Origin of the sequence: Vibrio ichthyoenteri ATCC 700023 (assembly GCF_000222605.1) — a bacterium.
Taxonomy (GTDB): Bacteria; Pseudomonadota; Gammaproteobacteria; order Enterobacterales; family Vibrionaceae; genus Vibrio; species Vibrio ichthyoenteri.
In genome coordinates, this window is sequence record NZ_AFWF01000200.1 from 1 (window position 1) to 22,616 (window position 22,616).

Annotated in this window: 16 protein-coding genes; 10 read left to right on the forward strand and 6 right to left on the reverse strand. The window is 44.1% G+C overall.

Going from position 1 to position 22,616, the window contains the following annotated elements; genetic code table 11:
• Nucleotides 1-598: 598 nt before the first annotated feature.
• From RH85_RS14105 to RH85_RS14140, 8 genes are all read left to right on the forward strand, one after another.
• The gene (locus RH85_RS14105; protein ID WP_006713376.1) at nucleotides 599-2,341 is read left to right on the forward strand and encodes a dipeptide ABC transporter ATP-binding protein; all 1,743 of its coding nucleotides are present in this window, start codon (nucleotides 599-601) and stop codon (nucleotides 2,339-2,341) included.
• 64 nt (nucleotides 2,342-2,405) lie between these two features.
• On the forward strand, nucleotides 2,406-3,959 hold the full coding sequence (locus RH85_RS14110; protein WP_006713377.1) for an ABC transporter substrate-binding protein: 1,554 nt from the start codon (nucleotides 2,406-2,408) through the stop codon (nucleotides 3,957-3,959).
• Between the two features lie 163 nt (nucleotides 3,960-4,122).
• Entirely contained in the window at nucleotides 4,123-5,100 is a 978-nt protein-coding gene (locus RH85_RS14115; protein WP_006713378.1) for an ABC transporter permease, read from the forward strand.
• A 2-nt stretch (nucleotides 5,101-5,102) separates the two neighbouring features.
• On the forward strand, nucleotides 5,103-6,059 hold the full coding sequence (locus RH85_RS14120; RefSeq protein ID WP_006713379.1) for an ABC transporter permease: 957 nt from the start codon (nucleotides 5,103-5,105) through the stop codon (nucleotides 6,057-6,059).
• A gap of 201 nt (nucleotides 6,060-6,260) precedes the next feature.
• The gene (locus RH85_RS14125) at nucleotides 6,261-6,626 is read left to right on the forward strand and encodes a diacylglycerol kinase (protein ID WP_006713380.1); all 366 of its coding nucleotides are present in this window, start codon (nucleotides 6,261-6,263) and stop codon (nucleotides 6,624-6,626) included.
• A gap of 41 nt (nucleotides 6,627-6,667) precedes the next feature.
• Nucleotides 6,668-8,293 carry a phosphoethanolamine transferase gene (locus RH85_RS14130; protein WP_050799200.1) on the forward strand — a complete coding sequence of 542 codons (1,626 nt, stop codon included), beginning with the start codon at nucleotides 6,668-6,670 and terminating at the stop codon, nucleotides 8,291-8,293.
• A gap of 253 nt (nucleotides 8,294-8,546) precedes the next feature.
• Nucleotides 8,547-9,494, forward strand: a complete 948-nt coding sequence (locus RH85_RS14135; protein WP_006713382.1) for an SPOR domain-containing protein — start codon at nucleotides 8,547-8,549, stop codon at nucleotides 9,492-9,494.
• A gap of 333 nt (nucleotides 9,495-9,827) precedes the next feature.
• Nucleotides 9,828-11,606, forward strand: a complete 1,779-nt coding sequence (locus RH85_RS14140) for a hypothetical protein (protein ID WP_006713383.1) — start codon at nucleotides 9,828-9,830, stop codon at nucleotides 11,604-11,606.
• Between the two features lie 115 nt (nucleotides 11,607-11,721).
• On the opposite strand, the gene RH85_RS14145 is transcribed toward RH85_RS14140, so the two are convergent.
• The 4 genes from RH85_RS14145 to RH85_RS14160 all read right to left on the reverse strand — a co-directional run bounded on the left by RH85_RS14145 (nucleotide 11,722) and on the right by RH85_RS14160 (nucleotide 16,840).
• Complete coding sequence (locus tag RH85_RS14145; protein ID WP_006713384.1) at nucleotides 11,722-13,668, reverse strand: methyl-accepting chemotaxis protein; 1,947 nt, start codon at nucleotides 13,666-13,668, stop codon at nucleotides 11,722-11,724.
• A 313-nt stretch (nucleotides 13,669-13,981) separates the two neighbouring features.
• Nucleotides 13,982-14,359, reverse strand: coding sequence for a RidA family protein (locus tag RH85_RS14150; RefSeq protein WP_006713385.1), 378 nt, complete (start codon nucleotides 14,357-14,359; stop codon nucleotides 13,982-13,984).
• 46 nt (nucleotides 14,360-14,405) lie between these two features.
• On the reverse strand, nucleotides 14,406-15,593 hold the full coding sequence (gene metC, locus RH85_RS14155) for a cystathionine beta-lyase (protein WP_006713386.1): 1,188 nt from the start codon (nucleotides 15,591-15,593) through the stop codon (nucleotides 14,406-14,408).
• Between the two features lie 11 nt (nucleotides 15,594-15,604).
• On the reverse strand, nucleotides 15,605-16,840 hold the full coding sequence (locus RH85_RS14160) for a dicarboxylate/amino acid:cation symporter (protein WP_006713387.1): 1,236 nt from the start codon (nucleotides 16,838-16,840) through the stop codon (nucleotides 15,605-15,607).
• Between the two features lie 206 nt (nucleotides 16,841-17,046).
• Between RH85_RS14160 and RH85_RS14165 the strand changes: the two genes are divergently transcribed.
• A complete protein-coding gene (locus RH85_RS14165; protein WP_006713388.1) occupies nucleotides 17,047-17,676 on the forward strand; it encodes a helix-turn-helix transcriptional regulator in 630 nt (209 codons plus the stop codon).
• A gap of 132 nt (nucleotides 17,677-17,808) precedes the next feature.
• Here RH85_RS14165 and gorA read toward each other — a convergent pair whose 3' ends face one another.
• A complete protein-coding gene (gene gorA / locus RH85_RS14170; RefSeq protein WP_006713389.1) occupies nucleotides 17,809-19,164 on the reverse strand; it encodes a glutathione-disulfide reductase in 1,356 nt (451 codons plus the stop codon).
• Nucleotides 19,165-19,430: 266 nt separating this feature from the next.
• Nucleotides 19,431-20,270, reverse strand: coding sequence for a 23S rRNA (adenine(2030)-N(6))-methyltransferase RlmJ (locus RH85_RS14175; protein ID WP_006713391.1), 840 nt, complete (start codon nucleotides 20,268-20,270; stop codon nucleotides 19,431-19,433).
• A gap of 262 nt (nucleotides 20,271-20,532) precedes the next feature.
• On the opposite strand from RH85_RS14175, the gene prlC reads away from it, so the two are divergent.
• Nucleotides 20,533-22,575: an oligopeptidase A gene (gene prlC, locus RH85_RS14180; RefSeq protein WP_006713392.1), complete on the forward strand. Its 2,043-nt coding sequence runs from the start codon at nucleotides 20,533-20,535 to the stop codon at nucleotides 22,573-22,575.
• The last annotated feature ends 41 nt before the right edge of the window (nucleotides 22,576-22,616 follow it).

Sequence of the window (22,616 nt, forward strand, 5' to 3'; positions counted from 1 at the left end):
TATATAATGCTCTTTACTGGGTGTTATCACGGTGGTTTATCGACTGATCTCACCCTTAACGCTATTTCACTCGTCGTTATTATTTTCCTTAATGTTGTTAAGCCATGCAGTAAAACTGACGCTTTTCGTCTGAGCTAGTTAGTTTTTACGAATGGAATTAAAGGTTGGATGGCATTGTTTGTGTGAAGTTAATCACTGCTTATTTGCCCTTAATTTGGTTCTAAATTTTACTTATTAACCCGCATTGCAGTGCTATGTGTTTTTTTTGTTAACAAAGCCTAATTCACTAAAATGATTGATTATGCGCAGAGATTTTAAGGTCATTTAGATAATAATCAGTAGATTGCTAGTAATAGCAGTAAATACTGGTAATTCCTTATGGGTTTTTCTTATCAATAATTGTATTTTTATGCATTATTGCCATTATTAGTTGCTTAAAATATGCGCAAAACTAAATTTTTCCACTGTAAATGTTGCTTTCGTGTGAATTATTTGCCAAATTGAACAGCTAATAAATATCAGAACGATATTCTGGTAAATGAATGGATTCAGTTTTTCAGACAGGGCAGAAAGCTGTCAAAGCAGTAGAGGTCTGGTAATGTCACTTTTAGAAGTAAAAAACCTGCGTATTGAGTACCCATCGCGTCACGGTGTTCATGCTGCGGTTAAGTCGCTGTCGTTTAATATTGAACGTGGTGAGATCGTCGGCGTTGTAGGTGAATCGGGTGCTGGTAAATCGACAGTAGGCAATGCCGTTATCGATCTACTTAGTCCTCCTGGAACTATCGCTGATGGTGAGGTGTTTTTAGAGGGCGAAAAAATCTCCGGATTAACTCCGCAGCAAATGCGTCGAGTTCGTGGTTCAAAAATCGGTTTTATCTTTCAAGACCCGATGACCTCGTTAAACCCCTTGTTTACCGTTGAACAGCAAATTAAAGAAACCATTCACGCTAATATGAAGGTTTCCGATGAGGAGGCGTATCAGCGCGCTCTCAATTTAATGAATCAAGTCGGCATACCACAGACGGAAAACCGTCTTAAGCAGTATCCCCACCAATTTTCTGGTGGTATGCGCCAGCGTGTGGTGATTGCGATTGCCCTTGCTGGTGAGCCCGATCTTATCATTGCTGATGAGCCGACGACTGCTTTGGATGTTTCGATCCAAGACCAAATCCTGACGCTGATCCGTGACTTATGCATTAAGAACAATGTTGGCTGTATGTTGGTTACCCACGACATGGGCGTGGTCTCTAACGTAACCGATCGTGTTGCTGTTATGTACCGAGGTGATTTAGTTGAGTTTGGCCCAACGGCTAAAGTGTTGGGTGATCCTGATCATTCTTATACGCGCAGCTTAATCTCTGCTGTACCACGCTCGGACATGAAATTGGATCGCTTCCCGCTAGTGAGTTACATCGAAGAAGCGTCAGAGCTCCAACCCCTGGATATTAAAAATCACTGGTTAGGCCAAAGCCAAGATCAACGAGATTATCGTGGCGCTTTGCTGGAAGTGGAAAACGTCAATCTGCGCTTCATCACCAAAGACTCTTTATTTGAAAGCCGTCGAGAATATGTACAAGCCTCGAATAACGTTAGTTTTGAAGTAAAAGAAGGTGAGACATTTGGCTTAGTGGGTGAATCCGGTTCTGGTAAGTCGACGATTGCTCGTGTTATCGCCGGTCTCTATACGCCCAATTCAGGACGCGTCACGTTTGAGGGTATTGATCTAACATCACTGCGTTCAGAAAAAGAGCGTCGTCCGATCCGTCGTCAAATGCAGATGGTGTTCCAAAATCCATATACCTCGATGAATCCGCGCATGAAAGTGTTCGATATTATCGCCGAGCCGATCCGTTTTCATAAACTCACGCGCAATGAAACAGAAACGCGACAGATCGTTAACGATCTTTTGGATCACGTTGGTTTGGGCGTTATGGCTGGGGTGAAGTACCCACATGAGTTTTCTGGTGGTCAGCGCCAGCGTATTTCTATCGCTCGTGCATTGGCAACGCGTCCACGCTTACTTATTTGTGATGAACCGACCTCGGCATTGGATGTATCGGTACAGGCGCAAATTCTTAACTTACTGAAAGATTTACAAAGTGAGCTCAACCTCACCATGCTGTTTATCAGCCACGACCTACCAGTTATTCGCCAAATGTGCGATCGCGTAGGTGTGATGCAAATGGGGACTCTATTAGAGGTGGCTCCAACTGAGCAGTTATTCACTCAGCCTCAGCATGCTTACAGCAAACAATTGATTTCATTAATGCCAGAATTTACTGGTTTAAGAGAAGAAGTAGAAACGGCACAAGCCGCCGATAGCAAAGTCACCGCTTAGCTATCAAATCAAATAGATGCAAACACAACAACTAGGGATTGGATCCCGCATAAGGAGTTATGCAATGAAAACCATGAAAAGCAAATTAGCAGTGGCGCTAATGGCTGCAGGTCTAAGCTTTAATGCAATGGCGGCAGATATCAAAGTTGGCTACGCAGCTGACCCTGTATCGTTAGACCCGCATGAGCAGCTATCTGGCGGTACGCTGCAAATGTCACACATGGTATTTGATCCACTTGTTCGCTTTACTCAAGAGATGGATTTTGAACCGCGCCTTGCGCAAAGCTGGGAGCGTATTGATGATAAAACCATGCGTTTCAAATTGCGTGAAGGGGTGAAGTTCCATTCAGGTAATGCTTTGACTGCAGATGATGTGGTTTGGACGTTTGACCGCCTACAAAGCTCGCCAGATTTTAAAGCGATCTTCGACCCGTATGAGAAGATTGTGAAAGTGGACGATTACACTTTTGACCTCGTCACCAAAGGTCCATACCCATTGGTACTGCAAACCGCGACTTACATTTTCCCAATGGATAGCAAGTTTTACTCAGGTGACACCGCCGATGGTAAAGACAAGTCTGAAGTGGTGAAGCACGGTAACTCATTTGCGTCGACCAATGTTTCTGGTACTGGTCCGTTCATCGTGACAGAACGCGAGCAAGGCGTAAAAGTTGAATTTGAACGCTTTAATGATTACTGGGATACGGCATCAAAAGGTAACGTCGATAAACTGACTTTGGTACCAATCAAAGAAGACGCGACACGCGTGGCAGCCTTACTTTCTGGTGGGGTGGATATGATTCACCCAGTGGCGCCAAACGACCATAAGCGAGTACAAGAAGCGGAAGGTATTGATCTCGTCACTCTTCCTGGTACGCGCATTATCTCGTTCCAAATGAACCAAAACAGTAATGAAGCGCTAAAAGACGTACGTGTGCGTCAAGCAATCGTGCACGCGATCAACAACGAAGGCATCGTGAAAAAAATCATGAAAGGCTTCGCAACTGCCGCGGGTCAACAAAGCCCTGCGGGTTATGTGGGCCATGATGAATCGTTGGTTCCACGTTACGATCTGAAAAAAGCGAAACAGCTGATGAAGGAAGCGGGTTACGAAGACGGCTTTGCGTTGAGCATGATTGCACCGAATAACCGTTACGTGAACGATGCGAAAGTCGCGCAAGCGGCTGCGGCAATGTTGTCGAAAATTGGTATTAAGGTTGACCTGAAAACCATGCCTAAAGCGCAATACTGGCCTGAGTTTGATCTGTGTGCAGCAGACATGTTGATGATCGGTTGGCACTCAGATACAGAAGATTCGGCGAACCTTAGCGAATTCCTGACTATGACGCGTAATGCGGAAACTGGCAAAGGCCAATACAACTGTGGCTACTACTCAAATCCTGAAATGGATGCGGTTGTAGAAGCGGCAAACGTAGAAACCGATCCGGCGAAGCGTGCAGCGATGCTAAAAGGTGTAGAGGCGACGCTGTATAACGATGCGGCGTTTGTTCCACTGCATTGGCAAAGTGAAGCGTGGGGCTCGAAATCTAACGTGAAAGCGGCAGATATCGTCAACCCAATGGTTATGCCTTACTTTGGCGACTTAGTGGTTGAATAATCACACACTGTAGTCATTAGGAGGGCATGACGCCCTCCTTACTCGACACTCACTCAATTTTGTTTCAGTCGGATTGAGTTGTTTTGCAGACTGAATGTTTACTCTGATTTGTTGGTCGATGAGTACTTCAATTAGAGAACTATGGACAGTTAAGGGGCAAGGAATGTTTTCGTTTCTGGTCAAGCGCCTGTATCAGGCACTGATAGTGATGTTTGTGATCAGTTTGGTGGCGTTTGCCATTCAGGACAATCTGGGTGACCCGCTGCGTGAGCTTGTAGGTCAGTCAGTTTCAGAAGCGGAGCGCCAAGCGCTGCGTGATGAATTAGGCCTAAACGATCCCTTTATCACAAAATACACTCGCTTTGTTAGCAACGCGCTACAAGGGGATTTAGGTACATCTTACTTTTTCAAGCGACCAGCGGTTGATGTTATTTTAGATAAGCTGGTAGCAACGTTGGAATTGGTGTTTGGCGCGACACTGATCATCATTTCGTTATCAATCCCGCTCGGGGTTTACTCTGCCATTCATCCTAAGAGTATTTTTACCAAATTTGTTATGGCGATGAGTAGCGTCGGCATATCGATTCCGGTGTTCTTAACCGCAATCATGCTGATGTATGTCTTCTCTATTGAGCTTGGCTGGCTGCCCTCCTATGGACGGGGAGAAACTGCCAATGTCCTAGGCTGGGAATCAGGCTTTTTCACCATTGATGGTTTGAGACACCTTATTTTGCCGTGTATCGCATTGGCTTCCATTATGTTGCCGTTGTTTATCCGTCTTGTGCGCTCAGAAATGCTGGAAGTGTTGAGTTCGGAATATATTAAATTTGCCAAAGCGAAAGGTCTAAACCTAAACAAAATCTATTACCAACACGCGTTGAAAAATACCATGCTACCGGTTCTTACCGTCGGTGGGGTACAGATTGGCACCATGGTGGCTTATACCATTTTGACAGAAACGGTTTTCCAATGGCCGGGTACCGGTTTTCTTTTCCTCGAAGCGATTAACCGTGTTGATACGCCTCTAATTACCGCTTATGTCATCTTTGTCGGTTTGATCTTTGTGGTCACCAATACCATCGTTGATTTGCTTTACGGCATTATTAACCCAACGGTTAACTTGACCGGAAAAGGAGCATAGTCATGAGCCAAACGAATATTTCCAATGCTCCTGTTGCAGCACCGTCGGTATGGCAACGTTTTAAAAATTCGGATTTCTTGTACTACTTCAAGCGTGACAAAGTTGCGATGGCAAGTTTTACCGTCTTTATGATGTTTTTGGTGTTGGCATTAGCAGCGCCGATTTTAGCGCCAACCGATCCCTATAATTTGACCTCGATTGATATCATGGATTCGGAACTGCCACCGTCATGGATGAAGGATGGTGAAGAGCGTTTTGTTTTAGGTACCGATGAGCAAGGCCGCGATATCTTATCGACTATTTTGTACGGTTCTCGCTTATCACTAACGATTGGTTTTTTAGCCGTCGGCCTACAGCTTTTCTTGGGTATTATTATTGGTTTGTCAGCGAGTTACTTTGGTGGCCGTGTTGATAGCTTCTTGATGCGTTTTGCCGATGTACAGCTCTCGTTTTCAACCATGATGGTGGCGATTATTGTCTCTGCAATTTTCAAAGCCAGTTTTGGTAGTGATTTCTACAACCAATACGCGGTGATCATGCTGGTGGTGATTATTGGTGTGGCCGAATGGCCGCAGTATGCTCGTACCATTCGCGCTTCAGTATTGGCAGAGAAGAAGAAAGAGTATGTCGAAGCGGCGCGCGTGATGGGCTTTAAAGCCCCTCGTATCATGTTCCGTCATATTCTGCCGAACTGTTTGTCACCGATTTTGGTTATTTCGACAGTACAGGTGGCAAACGCCATTATGTCGGAAGCGGCACTTTCCTTCCTAGGGTTGGGCTTACCGGTTGACCAACCATCCTTGGGGGCGTTGATTAGCATTGGTTTTAACTACATCTTCTCTGGTGCTTGGTGGATTACTGCCTTCCCGGGCATTGTTTTGGTTACCTTGGTGTTGGTGATTAACTTGCTGGGTGACTGGCTACGAGATGTGTTTAACCCGAAAATCTATAAAGGCTAAGTCACTTTAACTTAGCTTCGTGTTACTAAGCCGCGCTCTGTCGCGGCTTTTTTTTCGCCTATGCTTAATTTTGAAAACTTTGTTTGTGTTAACTAACTTCGAACTTTAGTTGAAATTAGTGTCTGATATGTCACTTCGTAAAGGTATATCGTTGCCTTTGTATTTGTTGTTGAAGAATAACCACAATAATAAGGAATGAGAGTGAAGCCAGGTAAAACAGGGTTTAGTCGTATTGTGCATGCCACTGGATATTCCATTCAGGGGTTAAAAGCGGCTTGGCGCAATGAGGCGGCATTCCGCCAAGAGTGTGTTTTATTGATTATTGCCGTGCTTATCGCGACTTTTTTACCGGTCAGTACGGTCGAAAAAATATTGTTGGTAGGGAGCGTATCCTTAGTGGTGATTGTTGAGTTACTTAATTCTGCCATTGAAGCGGTGGTGGATAGAGTGGGCTCTGAATGGCATGAGCTGAGTGGTCGAGCAAAAGATATTGGTTCAGCTGCGGTATTGATTGCTTTGCTATTGGCTGCGTTTACTTGGGTATCGATTGTGGGAGGTATACTTTGAAAAGCTTACTCAATCGTTTTGCGAACCTGTTCCGAACTAAGATGAGTTACGCGAGCTTTACCGTGATACTCGCGTTTTATTTCGCGGTTGTGCTCAACCTACCTATCTATAAAGAACTGCATCATATTTTTGCTCAGATGGAGAGTGTAAAGCTGGGCTTTATTGTTACCGTTCCTCTATTTTTCTGGGCGGCATTGACGCTGATTTTTAGTCTGTTTAGCTGGCCTTATATCAGCAAACCTTTCTTTATCATTCTGTTGATTTGCTCGGCGCTGGTGAGCTATGCCAGTTTTAATTATGGGACGATGTTTGATGCCGATATGATCACCAATATCATGCAAACCGACAGCAGTGAGGCGGGCTCTTATTTGAGTTTCTATTCCACGGCGTGGGTGGTTGTGTTAGGTATCATCCCAGCTATTTTTGTCATGAGTGTTTCTTTTCAATCAGATTCTTTATTAACACTTATAGGTAAAAAGTTGTTGTCGATGCTGATGGCAGCAGTCGTTATCATTGCCATCGCCGCTGTGTACTATCAAGACTACGCCTCGGTAGGTCGCAACAATAGCTATTTAAAGAGAGAGATTGTTCCCACCCAGTTTGTCTACAGTACGTTTAAATACTTCAAACATACCTATTTCACCACGCCAATGCCTTATAAAGAGTTGGGTCTTGATGCTCATCAGTCACCGCAAGCGTTGGCGATGGCGAAGACAAAACCAACGTTAGTGGTACTGGTGGTTGGAGAAACCGCGCGTTCGCAAAATTATCAATTGAATGGCTATCCGCGCCAAACCAATCCATTTACGGCTAAATTGGATGTAATTTCTTATCAAGGTGTGCGTTCATGTGGTACGGCTACCGCGGTTTCTTTACCGTGCATGTTCTCAAACCTGACTCATGATAATTACGATCATGACATTGCCAACAATCAAGATAACGTGATTGATATTCTTAAGCGTGCTGGGATTGGTATGGTATGGGAGGACGATGATGGTGGTGATAAAGGGGTTGCGAAACATATTGAAAAGCAAATGATGAACCGAACGCGTGTTGATCAGCAATGTGACGGTAATACTTGCTACGATATGGTACTGCTAGAGGATTTTGCAAAAAATATTGATAAGCAATCGGGTAATCGGTTACTGGCCATGCACTTAATTGGTAGCCATGGTCCCACGTATTATAAGCGCTATCCAAAAGAGATGGCCGTGTTTCAGCCAGACTGCCCGCGAGCCGATATTGAAAACTGTACTAATGAGCAGATCGTTAACAGCTACGATAATAGTATTCGCTACACCGATTATGTACTGAGCCAAATAATTCAACGTTTAACGGGGTTAGAGGACAAGTACAACACCGCGCTGATTTACCTTTCGGATCATGGCGAGTCTTTAGGGGAAGATGGTCTCTATTTACATGGTGCGCCGTATGCACTTGCACCTGATTATCAGACCACGGTGCCCTTAATCGTTTGGATGTCACCGGGCTTTAAGCAATTGAAAACGATTCATTATGATTGTTTGAAACAGCAGGCGGAAAAATCTGGCCACTATTCTCATGATAATCTGTTTCATTCCTTGCTTGGCATTATGGATGTTGAAACTGAGGTATATCAGTCCGACTTGGATTTATTTGCCCAATGTCGTCAACCTAGCGGGCAATGAAAGTCCAAAAGGTGATCTAAGCCTAAGATTTACCTATAACAAACTCTCTACACTAAGAGCCGTATTAAATTACGGCTCTTTTTTTGCATTCACATTTTCTCAACAGTAAATCGTCAATAATGGCAATGTTTGTTAGTTTGGGGAGTGCGATCGGATATCAGCAAATTTTTGGTGTTTTATTTTGCTGTATCGGAACCATGCGTCACGTGTAACCCGCCGTCAAATCAATAACAACTAAGGTCTGTTTACTCTTATGGATATAAAATTGCTGCCTTTATCAGTGAAGCCGCTTTCAATCCTGCTTTGTTCTGCTGCACTAGGGATGACGTTCTTTAGTTCAACCAGTTATAGTCAGCAATTTTTATGCGATGCAACGCAAAGCTCCGCGAAAGAGCTGCCATTGCTCGATCAAGCTTGCCCTATCGGCAATGGATTGTGGGGTAAACAACAACCTAAAGGCAGTGAGTCAACTTTTTGGATTCAGTGTGGTGTGTTGTCCAAACCACTGAGTGTGGATGAAGCGAAGGTGATTTATCAAAAGATCAGCACCGATGTTTGGGGAAAAATCGAAGGCCGTAATGCGCGTTGTTTAATTGGCCCGTACAATGATTTTGCTCAAGCCAGCAAAGAGCTAAAAGCGGTAAAAACACTCAAACCTTATCAACAGGCCTTTATTCGTGAAGTGGTGAAGGGCGCCGCCGCGACCCCGAAAGGTGTAAAGCCTATCGTTACTCAATCCACGGTAATTCAGCCTAATACAGAGAAGAAAGTCGCAGAGAAAAAGCAATCGACCACAGTGATCCCTGCAGCAAAACCTATCGCTAAGCCAAAACCTGCTGCCGCCGTTATTATGCCAAAGCCGACTGAGACCAAAGTCACTATTCGCCGTGAAGCGGTGATCAATGGTACCCAATATAAAGTGCCATATATGATTTTTAGTGATGAGCAGTTTTACATGGAGTATGAAATGCCATGGAACCGTTTGAACTTTGAAGGTGCGGCAAAATTGTGCCAGCAGATCGGAATGCAATTACCTAATGCCGAGCAATGGCAAACCTTGCTAGAGGCGAAATTGATGGTGGGTGAGCAATGGCCAATCCACTTGCCTTACTGGGGCACAGAGCGCACTGGCTTGTTTACCAACGGTAAAACCAACCATATAAAAGGCTCATCACTACTGAACGTGATGTGTGTGAAGTGATTAAATATAGGTAGTCATACCATGCGATAGCTATCTTCGTGTGGTATGACAAGTGTTCCCCCTCCATCTTCATACGATATTTACACACAGTTAATTTCAATTATATCAATAAGTTTGATTAATACGATTCAAAGATTTTTTTATAGAAAAAATCAGCTTATGAGCTCGCTCACATATCTTGCATTTTTTTGGTAAAATTGGTTTATTTTCAATCTATTACGTATTCTTTTTGCTTGTAGGATTTTTCTGACGCAAATAAACTCGCGTGCGAGCGTGTTGGCATTTTGGAACAAGTGTCACACTTTTGTGAGCATATATAGTTAGAAAATAATAATGAAATTGAAAGCAACACTTTTAGCAACGTCAGTTGCATTGGCTCTAGTTGGTTGTGGTAGCGATAGCAGCAGTGATAACAATGGAAATAACGGCGGTAGCACTGAGTTGGCGAAAAAGGCCGTCATTGCAGTGCCGACAGAAGGAAAATTTATCGATGCTAAAGTTGAGGGCTTGTACTTTGTAAAAGGTGCACTAGAGAACGTTGGTGAATTTACTAATACAGACGGTTCCTTTTCGATTGATCAAAATAATCCTAATGTTACTTTTATTTTAGGTAATGGTAATGGTGGCTTAGTTCTAGGTAGTTCTTCTGGCCGCGAAGTTATTACTCCCTATGAAGCGGTAGGTACACAAGACCGCGCAGTTAACTTGGCTCGTTTACTGTTAACGATTAATACTAATTCTGATGATTCTGCGATTATTATCCCTAGTGAAATTCAGATTGATGATGGAACTCTTGGCGTATTACTCGAAAAAATCCAATTAGATGATTTAGATAGCGAAAAAGGTAAAGCTGCAGTCGATGCTTTCTTGGCTGCATTACCTAGCGATAAAACATTGGTGACTGCTGAGGTTGCTCTTACTCACTTTGATAGCGCAGGCTCTCTAGCAACGCTAACTAATCGTGGTTCTGATGTTAATCTGACTCACTGGGCAAGAGGTTCCAACTGGACGTTTGTTGAGCGTTCTGCTGTTCAGCGCATTAGACAAAGCGAAGGCGGAAATTATGAATTGGTCATTCATGCCGATCGCACGCTAGGTGATGACGTATTTAATAAAACAGCTGGGCTTTCTTCTTCAACATTCAAGCTTGAGCAAGATTCTTTTGTCGCTTTGAAAGGCTCAAATGATGGCAGTATCAGTAGTGGTTATGCTGCACAATATTTAAGTTGTGTGAAATCTGGTGGTGAGTTTGGATGGGATGATCCAGAAGCAGATAATAAAAATCCAACGTGTGATGGAAGTACGCATATTGATGTTGATTTATCAGTTGAGCATATGAGTGATAGTCCAGTGTATGAATATTCCTTGACTGACCCAACGGCAGTCTCTCAAGTGGATGAAAAATACAGCTGGGAAGGTGAGGGCGACGATAGTGTAGCTTCGATGGGTGGTGCATACGAATGTATGGCAGAAAAGAGCTGTACCGAACAGCAACTAACAAAGTATGCAGTGATTAACCGTGAAGATGGCGACACTGATCTAAAAGAAATTATCTCTGGCTCTTATGATCCAATCACGGATGTATATGTTCAGGTTCGTAGTAAGCAATACCTTAATAATCATCCTGGACGTGTAGCGGAAGATATTAGCTTTATGTATCCGGTGGAGAAAGCGGGTGATGATCGTTATGTTGACTTCAAAGGCACATGGAAAGTTATTGAAACTCGCCCTGATTGTGACTTAATTGCGAAAGCGACATATGTCTTTACTGATACAAGTTTGAGTATGAGTGGGGAGGAACTTAATGGTTTTGATGGCAGCTGTCGTTTGGAAGCCTTAGAGTCAACGGCATATACTTATCAACAATTGGCTGAAAAAGATTACTGGTGGTTTGCAACTAATGCGGCAGGTGCATCAAAAGCGACATTAGATCAGCTAAACACTACGATTCGTTGGAATGATCGCGATTCAGAGATTGAACCTGATTCATTCAAGATTAACCGCTTTAGTTATATTCCAGCAGGTCAAAACTGGGATCGCGGGGTTCTTACTCGCTATACGCTAAATGATGCTGGAGCGAAAACAGCAACCGTAACGATGCAAAAAATCTAATTTAATATAGAAGTCGTGCTTCTTAATTAAAGAAAAATATAAAAAGCCAGTAGCGTGATGCTACTGGCTTTTTATTTGCTGAAGTGAAAGGATTTTTGGTGATTTTTAGCGAGTGCTAACCGATCCCCTTAAACCTTTCTACATCGGCGGTTAAGCCTTGCATTGAGTCAACAATCATAGTACTCGCTTGGCGGCTTTCATTGAGTAAGGTTTCACGCTGGTGGCCTTGCGCGACAATGTTTTCAATGTTGCTACTAATGTCATTGAGGCTATTGCTACTCTCTCGTGTTTCCTGCGCTATCTTGGCGTTCATATCAAATAGCTTACTCAGATCAGAGCGAAGCTCAGTTAATGATTCGGCTGCTTGCTGTTGCTCCGTCAGACTACTTTCACTGCTTTGTTGAATTGCTTCCATTTGCTGGGTCACATTGGTGGCCGCAGACATTAAGCTGTTGATGATTTCTTGGATCTCATTGGTTGAGTCATGGGTTCGTTGAGACAAGCTACGCACCTCATCAGCGACGACTGCAAAACCACGGCCATGCTCTCCTGCGCGAGCCGCTTCAATTGCGGCATTTAAGGCGAGTAAATTGGTTTGCTCTGAAATGCCACTAATCACTTCCAATACTTTTAGAATTCGATCGGTATGAGTATTGAGGTCGTTGAGGTCTTGCTGACTTCTTTCCATGTCCGTTTGCAGTTGTAGAGTGCTGTTGACGCTACTGTTCATCGTGTCTTCGGTGCGACCAAGCGATGTTTGGCCATTTTGAGAAACGGTTTTTATCTCATCACAGAAATGTGCCAAACCGTCGAGTGCGACGTTAATTTGTTGGGTAGTCGCGGCAATATTATCCAGTGACCCTTGCTGTTCTTCTGAAGCAAGGTTGACTTGATCAGAATTGGATTTCAGGATTTGCGCTGCATTAACAGAGCTTTCGGTGGTTTGCCTAACCTGCTGCATTGCGCATTTTAAGCTGTCTATAAACTGGTTAAATTGTTGGGCTACCTCGCCAATTTCTGCATTGTCATTGACCTTAATATGGCGGGCTAAATCAAGCTGCGAGGCTGTGTTTTTGATTCCATCGGTTAATTGATGCAGTGGTTGAATGAGTGCGCGAACTAGCCAGAACATCACAATCAGCGCGATAGCGGCAACACTGACAGAGATCGCTAGCGTTTTCCATGCCATAGCTATCATGGGTGCCATTAGCTCAGATGTTGGTAGTTCGAGTACCATAAAGCGCTGAATCGTCGGAACCCATTGCGTTGCAATGAAATATTCTTTGCCATTTAATTGGCGAGTCTCTAACTGAAATTCTCGGCTCTTATCAAGTAAGCCGGTAAAAGCCATTTGGCTGTTGTCGTTGTTAATCACGCTGTTCGTTGGAGCAACATTGATGTTGCCAAATTCATCAACCAATAGTGCGTGTCCATGTTGCCCTATGGATTGACTTTCAATGATTTCTACCATGCTGTTGACATTGACACCAAGGCCCGCAACCACCAATGGTTCATTCGAGTTGGGTTTGTTCTGCTGGCTACGATAGTTAATAAATAAAAACTTATTGCCGTTCACCACATCGAGGTTGAGATCGTATTCTTTATTGGTGGCCACGAAGGCATCGTAGAAATTACCGTTAGCATAATCTTTTAATAATTGGCGCTTGAATTGGCCGCCCGCCTCACTGAAGTACTCTTGGCCGTATTCACTTTGAGCACTTAAAAATAGTATATCGGCATCGGAAACGGCTTTGATGTGATTGAAGCTATTGGTGATCACTGAGTCATCAGCGACCAGATAAGGCGAATATAACCATTGGGAGACTTCGAGTGATTCTGTTAGTACGCGAGCGTAGTTAATGGAAGGTAAAAATGAGTTAGTGATTTTGTCTCCCAAGCTATCTAGCTGTTGCGGAATCACTTGCTCGAGCAAGATTTGTTTTTGTTGGTTATAGTCATGATTTGCTAAATAAGTGGCGACACTGGAAACGCTTAAAAGTGTTAAGAGTGAAAAGCTGACGAAGATACGTGTCCGTATTGATAGGTGGCTCCAGTTGCGCATATAGTTTTTCCTCAAAATCCATTACGTCATTGTTTATTAAAGGCATATGTAAACAGATGCATGCAATAGTTTAAGAACGAAATGGTAAAGGGAATATGACAAGTGAAAACTTTAGTAGGGATAATTGAATCATCTCGCACTAAAGTGCTATTGGTGGATCTTGTTTCATATACAGAATGTCGGTTTGGTAAGTATTTGTTTTTATTTAGCAAGGTAGTGTGGCATTCAATTGGTACAAAAAAAGCCACTAGGGGGTAGTGGCTTGATATAGATATGTTCTAATTCTTTAAGATGATTAAGCTGTTACTAATAATTATGACAGTTCAGCAATCAGTTCGATTTCAACCAGAGCATCTAATGGCAGACGAGCGACTTCTACACATGAACGTGCAGGTTTGTGCTCACCAAAGAACTCGGCATAAGCAGCATTAAACTCGGCAAAGTTATTCATGTCAGAAAGGAACACTGTTGTTTTCACAACATGATTTTTTTCACTACCCGCTTCTGCTAGCACAGCACTAATGTTGCGGAAGATCTGTTGAGCTTGGCCTGTTACGTCATCTGCAGCGAACTTCATCGTTGCAGGATCGAGAGGTAGTTGACCTGAAAGGTAAAGCATACCGTTCGATTTGATCGCTTGAGAGAATGGGCCAACTGCCGCTGGGGCTTGGTCTGAAAATACTACTTGCATGGAAACTCCGAAAAAGCACCATCGTGAGATGGTGCCAAAGTGATAATTAGTAAACGCGCTTAAAGCCGTTTTCTAGGTCTTCGATTAGGTCTGATACGTTTTCTAGACCAATGTGAATACGCACTAATGTGCCTTCGAAATCGACAGGGTTAGCTGGGCGAATTGCGTTTAGCTCTTCAGGTTGGTTCGCTAGAATCAAAGACTCGTAACCACCCCATGAGTACGCCATCGAGAAGTGCTCAAAGTTATCTAGATACGCTTCTAGCTCTTCTTGGTTTAATTTTTTATTCAGTACGAAGCTGAATAGGCCGTTACAACCTTTGAAGTCACGAACGTAGAATTCATGGCCTTTACAGCTTGGCAGTGCAGGGTGGTTAACCACGGCAACTTCTGGACGTTCTGCTAGCCATTGCGCGACTTCGATGCTGGCTTTTTCATGTTGTGCTAGGCGAATACCCATGGTGCGTAAGCCGCGTAGTGCCACATAAGCGGTATCAGCATCAACCATTTGACCCATTAGGTATGAACGCTCACGTAGGCGATCCCAGCAACGTTCGTTACTCACAGCGGTGCCCAACATCGCATCGGAGTGACCCACGATGTACTTGGTGCCTGCTTGAATAGAGATGTCGATACCGTACTCAAGTGCAGGGAATAGGATACCCGCAGCCCATGTGTTGTCGATCATGATGATGATATCTTCTGAAATCGCACGAACGGCTTTTACGATACCCGGGATATCTTGTACTTCCATGGTGACAGAGCTTGGTGACTCGAGGAACAATACTTTTGTATTTGGTTTTACTAGCTCAGCGATTTCAGCACCGATAGTTGGATCGTAGTAAGTGGTTTCTACACCCATGCCTTTCAGTACTATGTTACAGAAATCTTGAGTTGGCTCGTAAGCCGCACCAGTCATGATAACGTGGTCGCCAGACTCAACGAATGCCAAAATAGCGTTTGAAACGGCTGCAGCACCACAAGGGTATAGGTAACAGCCAGCACCTCCTTCCAATTCACACATTGCATCTTGTAGAGCAAAGTGAGTCAGAGTGCCACGACGACCGTAGAACAATTCGCCTTTTGCGCGGTTAGCAGTAGCGTGTTTTTTCTGTTGAACACTTTCAAATACTAATGAAGATGCACGTTGGATCACTGGGTTCACAGAGCCTTGTAGGAAACGTGATTTACGGCCAGCGTTAACTAATTTTGTTTCGATATTTTTGCTTGTCATTTTTCTGTGTCCTATGCCAGTTGTTCAACAGGTTGAGATTGTTCTTGTGGTTGTGTTTCTTTACCCATGAAGCGTTCTACGATTTGTGTTGCGTTTAAGTCATGAACGACGTTTAGAACCGTTGCTGGAGCGTCACATACCGTACCGATTACAACCAATACTGGGATGGCTTCAAGTGGCAGACCCAATGTGGTTACGATGAAGATTTCACCTAGGAAAGCGCCACCCGGTACACCGCCGATGATAATGGCAGATAGCACTGCGATAACCATGGTCATAGCAAATACATCAAAAGTGAATGGTAGGCCTAATACTGCGTAGATGAAGACCACTTTGATTGCTGCAGTGATTGCTACGCCAGATTTGTTTAGGTTTACGAACAGTGGGATACAGATATCGTAGATATCTTTGCGGATGCCCATGTTTTCAGCGGTTTTGATCGTTACTGGCAGCGTGCCTAGCGATGAACAAGTACCTAGTGCAGTAATTGAAGGTGCAGCCGCGTATTTCCAGAACTGTTTCACGCCATTTACGCCACCACCGATGTATGAGTAAACGCATGCACCAACGATGTAGTAAACCGCCATATAGCCACAAAGTAGACCAATAACGGTTGCAAGAGGTGCAAGGATTGAGCTGTCTTGTGAAGCCATAGTCGCCGCGAAGAATGCGCCTAGACCCACTGGAGCAAGCTTCATGATTAGGCCAACGATGTTCATTACGATTGCATTTGCAGCATCGATAAGTTCAGCGATTTTCTTACCTTTCTCACCTGCTTGACTGGTTGCGATACCAGCAAGTACTGACATGATGATCAGTGCAAGGATGTTTGATTTAGATAGCAGGCCAACAAAGTCATTGGTCGTGAACATGCTAACGAAATCCATACCGCCGTTACCGCCAGTAAACTCTTGGCTTAGGTCGATAGTGACACCTTGAGAGATATCAAACATCTGTGCGATGCCGACGATACCCAGTGCTGGGAAGAAGGCCATTGCAATAGAGATAACCAATACAAGGCCAAGGATTTTGCCCAGTTTTTTCAGATCAGTCATGCTCGCAATTGAAGACATAACGCTGAGTGAAACCAGAGGAACGATCACCATGAAAAGAAGGTTAAGAAAAATTTGACCGATTGGTTTTACTTTTAGTGCCATTTCAGGTGCGGCGATACCAAAGATCGCGCCTATGATGAGTGCCAATAGCAAGACTATTGATGAGCGGTATGGCTCAAGCTTTTTCCACATAATGTTTCACTCTTATTGGTTGTTAAATTTTGATAAAAAATTATCTTCACATTTATTATGCGGCAGATTATGGCTAATAAATTATACAAAAAAACGTGATTGCGATCGATTAAGTGAATAATTAATAGAATTTATTATATTTTGTGTCGCCTTGGCTTTTGCGTGTGATAAATTATTATAAATAAAAAATACTAAGGAGATGTGGCATGAACTATTTGTCACTGTATGAACCAATCGTTGATATGTTGGCGGATTTTTTAGGACAAGATGTCGAGGTGGTTTTGCATGATTTGCGAGATTTAGAAGCTTCCATTTATAAGATCCGAAATGGCCATATCAGCGGAAGAGTGGTGGGTGATCCGATTACCAACTTGGTGGCAAAGTCGATTGCGACGGATAAGTCAGTAGACTATGAGTGCAACTATGTCGGTCTATCGAAAGACAATAAAAAACTGAAGTGTGCGACTTTTTATATTCGCAATGCGGAGAAAAAAATTGTTGGAGCGCTGTGCATTAACATGATGGTTGAGCAATTTGTTAATGCGAAGCGTTTTATAGATTCTTTGCTTTCGGGTTTCCCTGACATGGCTGAAGAGAACCATGTTGATGAACACTTGGGAGTGAGTATTCCAGAGATGGTTGATATTCGTATCGAGAAAGTACTCGAAGCCTACCCAGTCGCTTTGGAAGATCTGTCGAAAGAGGACAAGATTACCATTGTGACAGATCTTAATAACGAAGGTATTTTCTTACTTAAAGGGACGGTGGGCAAAGTGGCTCATAGCCTCAATATCTCAGAGCCAACCGTTTACAAATATCTGCAGCAGTTAAAGTGATTTGTATAATAACAAGAGCTAAAATCTGCGATATGTGAGACAACTTCGTCGAATATGCAAGAAAGAACAAAAAGGGTCATCAACACGGTTGATGACCCTTTTTGTTTATGCATTGATGTTAATCAAAGCGCATTAGCGCATGGTAACAAACTCTTCGCTGCCTGTTGGGTGGATAGCAACTACAGAGTCGAAATCAGCTTTGGTTGCGCCCATTTTCATTGCCACACCAAAACCTTGGATCATTTCATCGACAGCAAAACCGATACCGTGTAGACCGACGACTTTCTCATCATCACCGGCACACACCAATTTCATTTTGCATGGTTGACGGTGCTGAGTGACGGCGGTGTACATTGCGGTAAAGCCAGAAGTGTAAACCTTGACGTTTTCTTTGCCGTAAAGATCTTCCGCTTCTTGTGTGGTTAGGCCGATGGTGCCGATAGGCGGGTGGCTAAACACAACGGTTGGGACCAGTTTATAGTCCATCTTCGCATTTGTTTTACCGTTAAATAGGCGCTCAGAAAGTTGGCGACCAGCTTTAACTGCCACTGGTGTCAGTTCAATGCCACCTTCCATGATATCGCCGACACAGTAGATGCCTTTGACGTTAGTCTGTTGGTATTCATCTACTTTGATGTAGCCACGGTCGTTGGTTTCAACTCCCGTTGATGCCAGGTTGATTGCGTCAGTGGCTGGGTGGCGACCAATCGCCCAAATTAGGCTATCTACGTTTTGGCTTTCACCATTTTCAAGGTGCAGTGTTAAGCTGCCATCCGTTTCTTTGATGACTTCTTTTGGCACTGAGTGCGTATGAAGCGTAGGGCCTTCGGCGTTCATTACTTCAACCAGAGTATCAATGATCATCGGGTCAAAGGTACGCAGTGGTGACTCTTTGCGGCAGAATAGGTGCGTTTCGGTGCCAAGCGCACTCAAAACACCCGCGATCTCAACGGCAATGTAACCTGCACCCACAACTGCAACGCGTTTTGGTTGCTCGGTCAGTTCAAAGAAACCATTAGAGTCGATACCGAATTCAGCGCCAGGGATATTTGGAATGCTTGGACGACCACCCACCGCAATCAGGATGTGATCAGCGGTGTAAAGCTCACCGTTTACTTCTACTGTTTTTTCGTCAACAAACTTAGCGAAACCTTTAATAACGTTCACTTTGTTGTTGCCTAGTACGCGATCGTAAGATTCATGAATACGACCAATGTACGCTTGGCGGCTTTCAATCAGTTTGCCCCAGTTAAGGCCTTTGTATTCAACATCGAAGCCGTAATCTGGCGCGTAAAGCTTCATTGCTTCAGCGATTTGCGCACCGTGCCACATCACTTTTTTAGGGACACAACCAACGTTGACACAAGTACCACCAAGATCTTGAGCTTCAATCAGTGCTACTTTAGCGCCGTACATAGAAGCACGGTTTGCTGATGCAATACCGCCACTGCCGCCGCCAATACAGATATAGTCAAAATGAGTCGCCATTACTTTCTCCAATCATTGTTAGGGCGAGGTCTAAATCATCAATTTGTTTCTGAATGCTGACTTATTCAGAATGATTTGCCCCGTGCTCCCTGCTTAAATTTGTTACCTATAAACTTATATTGAGGATGGATTGGTTGAACTCAATCCATTCTCAGTTAATTTGTTGTGAGCCGCTTAGCTTTTATTAAACAATCGTCGTGTTGTTCCGTATTTAGTGTTCTGTGTCAGGCTGGCTCAAAACAGAGTGCTTGTTACTCAGGAACGATCTACTCAGGAACGATCCAATCAACTTTCCAGTGGCCTGTCGCCGGTGCGATAGCTTCTTGTAGGAAAGGTAGGATTTGTTTCATCTGGTTTTCTAGCATCCATGGTGGGTTAATCACAATCATGCCAGATGCCGTCATGCCACGCTCGTTGGTATCAGGCGAGACACCCAGTTCAATATTCAGAATTTTACGAATACCAAGACCTTCCAAGCCTTCAAGCATATCTTCAATATCGCAGCGATTAACCACTGGGTACCAAATAGCGTAAATACCGGTTGCCCAGCGCTTATGGCTTTGTGCAATCGCTTGAACGACGTCACGGTACTCTTTCGCTAGCTCATAAGGCGGGTCAATCAGCACTAAACCGCGACGCTCTTTTGGTGGAAGGCTCGCAATAAGACGCTTGAAACCATCTTCTTTATAGATGCTGACTTGGCGATCGCGATGGAATTCTTGCTCTAATAATGGGTAATCGCTTGGGTGTAGCTCAGTGAGAACCATACGATCTTGTGAGCGAATTTGCGCACGAGCAACACGCGGTGAACCCGGGTAGTAACGCAGAGCTTCCCCGTTATTGAGGACGCTAATTGATTCAATATAGCTACGAATCTCTTCAGGTATATTAACCTGATCCCAAATGCGCGCGATACCTTGCTTATATTCGCCGGTTTTCTCAGACCATTCGTGAGTTAAGTCGTAGCGACCTACACCTGAATGTGTATCGTGGTACACAAACGGCTTGTCCTTTTGTTTTAGCGCATCAAGGATAAGGCTTTGAACGATATGTTTGACAACATCAGCATGGTTGCCAGCGTGGAAACTGTGGCGGTAACTCAGCAAGGGATACTCTCGAAATGGTCATCTAGACCATGGTCATTGCAATTAAGATTATGGCTTATTATATACCCAAAACAGGTAGAGATGCTTGTATCAAGCAGTAACAAAGCAACAAGAGATCCGTGACACGTTTGTACTATCTTGTAACCATAATCATTAAGGTGACTATTGAAAATCGCTTAATGTACCTATATCTAGTTAAGACGTAACTATTACATAAAAGACGAGCTCGTCAGTTCGCTTTGTGCAACAAAAGGAATGCTTTATGTCCAATCCGCTGCTAACTTTTACCGATTTACCGCCGTTCTCGCAAATTAAGCCTGAACATATTAAGCCAGCTGTCGAGCAAGCCATTAGTGATTGCCGCGAAAAAATTGAACAAGTGTTGGCCGGTAATACTGAGCCTACATGGGATAATCTCGTTGCACCAATCGAAGAAGTTGACGATCGTCTTAGCCGCATTTGGTCTCCAGTGAGCCATATGAATTCCGTGATGAACAGCGAAGCGTTACGTGAAGCGTACGAAAGCTGTTTGCCGCTACTGTCAGAGTACGGTACTTGGGTTGGTCAGCACAAAGGTCTATTTGAAGCTTACAAAGCGATCAAAGCGAGTGCAGCATTTGCTGAATTAAACCAAGCAGAACAAAAAACCATTACTGATGCCCTGCGTGATTTTGAATTGTCTGGTATTGGCTTACCCGTTGAAGAGCAGCGTCGCTATGGCGAGATAAGCAAGCGCAATTCTGAGCTCGGTTCGCAATTCTCAAACAACGTGTTGGATGCCACCATGGGTTGGACTAAACATGTCACTGACGAGAAAGAATTGGCAGGAATGCCAGAGTCCGCATTAGCTGCGGCACAAGCTGCCGCTCAAGCCAAAGATCTAGAGGGTTACCTACTCACATTAGACATTCCGTCATACTTACCGGTGATGACTTACTGTGACAACCAAGCATTGCGCCAAGAATTGTATGAGGCGTATGTGACTCGCGCGTCTGATCGTGGTCCTAATGCTGGTAAGTGGGACAACAGTGAAATCATCGCTGAGAAATTGAAACTACGTCACGAAGTGGCCCGTATGCTGGGTTTTGCTACTTACAGTGAAAAATCACTTGCGACCAAGATGGCGGAAAATCCACAGCAAGTGCTGGGCTTTTTGAACGATCTTGCGACCAAAGTAAAACCTCAAGGTGAGCGCGAAGTAGAAGAGCTACGTCAATTTGCTAAAAGCGAGTGCGGCGTAGAAGAACTCAATCTTTGGGATATTGCCTACTACAGCGAGAAACAAAAACAGAACCTGTTCCAAATCTCAGATGAAGAATTGCGCCCATACTTCCCTGAGCAAAAAGCGGTTAGCGGCTTATTTGAAGTGCTGCACCGCGTGTTTGGTATGCAAGTGACAGAACGCCAAGGTGTTGATACCTGGCATGAGTCGGTACGTTTCTTCGATATCTTTGATAGTGACGGCACGCTACGCGGTAGTTTCTATCTCGATTTGTACGCTCGTGAACATAAGCGTGGCGGCGCATGGATGGATGATTGTCGTGGTCGTCGTGTGACGCTATCGGGTGATTTGCAAACACCGGTGGCGTACTTAACGTGTAACTTCAACCGCCCTGTTGGTGATAAACCAGCGCTGTTTACTCATGATGAGGTGGTGACGTTATTCCACGAATTTGGTCATGGTATTCACCATATGCTAACGCAAGTAAGTACCGGTGCAGTATCGGGTATCAATGGTGTGCCTTGGGACGCGGTTGAATTGCCAAGCCAATTTTTAGAGAACTGGTGTTGGGAAGAAGAAGCTTTAGCGTTTATTTCTGGTCATTATCAAACCGGTGAACCTCTGCCTAAAGAGATGCTAGATAAAATGTTGGCGGCGAAAAATTTCCAATCGGCGATGTTTATTTTGCGTCAGCTAGAATTTGGCTTGTTCGATTTTACTCTGCACGCTGAATATGAACCGGAAGTCGGCCCTCGCGTATTGGAAACTCTTGCGGAAGTGAAAGCAAAAGTCGCGGTATTACCAAGTTTGGAATGGAACCGTTTCTCGCACAGCTTTAGCCATATTTTTGCTGGCGGTTACAGCGCGGGCTACTACAGCTACCTATGGGCAGAAGTTCTTTCTTCGGATGCCTTTTCTCGCTTTGAGGAAGAAGGCATCTTTAACCCAGAAACCGGTAAGAGCTTTCTAAATAACATCTTAGAGATGGGTGGCAGTGAAGAACCAATGGAGTTATTCAAACGCTTCCGTGGTCGTGAGCCTGAGATTGATGCTTTACTACGTCATGCTGGTATCACAGCTTAACGCCAGCTAATTTGACTTAGAGTCGTATCAAGCGAGATCGA

What these genes read in the sequence shown, in the direction of transcription:
- RH85_RS14105 (WP_006713376.1), top strand. Translation starts at nt 599, where the DNA reads ATGTCACTTTTAGAAGTAAAAAACCTGCGTATTGAGTACCCATCGCGT.
- RH85_RS14110 (WP_006713377.1), top strand. Translation starts at nt 2,406, where the DNA reads ATGAAAACCATGAAAAGCAAATTAGCAGTGGCGCTAATGGCTGCAGGT.
- RH85_RS14115 (WP_006713378.1), top strand. Translation starts at nt 4,123, where the DNA reads ATGTTTTCGTTTCTGGTCAAGCGCCTGTATCAGGCACTGATAGTGATG.
- RH85_RS14120 (WP_006713379.1), top strand. Translation starts at nt 5,103, where the DNA reads ATGAGCCAAACGAATATTTCCAATGCTCCTGTTGCAGCACCGTCGGTA.
- RH85_RS14130 (WP_050799200.1), top strand. Translation starts at nt 6,668, where the DNA reads ATGAGTTACGCGAGCTTTACCGTGATACTCGCGTTTTATTTCGCGGTT.
- RH85_RS14135 (WP_006713382.1), top strand. Translation starts at nt 8,547, where the DNA reads ATGGATATAAAATTGCTGCCTTTATCAGTGAAGCCGCTTTCAATCCTG.
- RH85_RS14140 (WP_006713383.1), top strand. Translation starts at nt 9,828, where the DNA reads ATGAAATTGAAAGCAACACTTTTAGCAACGTCAGTTGCATTGGCTCTA.
- RH85_RS14145 (WP_006713384.1), bottom strand. Translation starts at nt 13,668, where the DNA reads ATGCGCAACTGGAGCCACCTATCAATACGGACACGTATCTTCGTCAGC.
- RH85_RS14150 (WP_006713385.1), bottom strand. Translation starts at nt 14,359, where the DNA reads ATGCAAGTAGTATTTTCAGACCAAGCCCCAGCGGCAGTTGGCCCATTC.
- metC (WP_006713386.1), bottom strand. Translation starts at nt 15,593, where the DNA reads ATGACAAGCAAAAATATCGAAACAAAATTAGTTAACGCTGGCCGTAAA.
- RH85_RS14160 (WP_006713387.1), bottom strand. Translation starts at nt 16,840, where the DNA reads ATGTGGAAAAAGCTTGAGCCATACCGCTCATCAATAGTCTTGCTATTG.
- RH85_RS14165 (WP_006713388.1), top strand. Translation starts at nt 17,047, where the DNA reads ATGAACTATTTGTCACTGTATGAACCAATCGTTGATATGTTGGCGGAT.
- gorA (WP_006713389.1), bottom strand. Translation starts at nt 19,164, where the DNA reads ATGGCGACTCATTTTGACTATATCTGTATTGGCGGCGGCAGTGGCGGT.
- prlC (WP_006713392.1), top strand. Translation starts at nt 20,533, where the DNA reads ATGTCCAATCCGCTGCTAACTTTTACCGATTTACCGCCGTTCTCGCAA.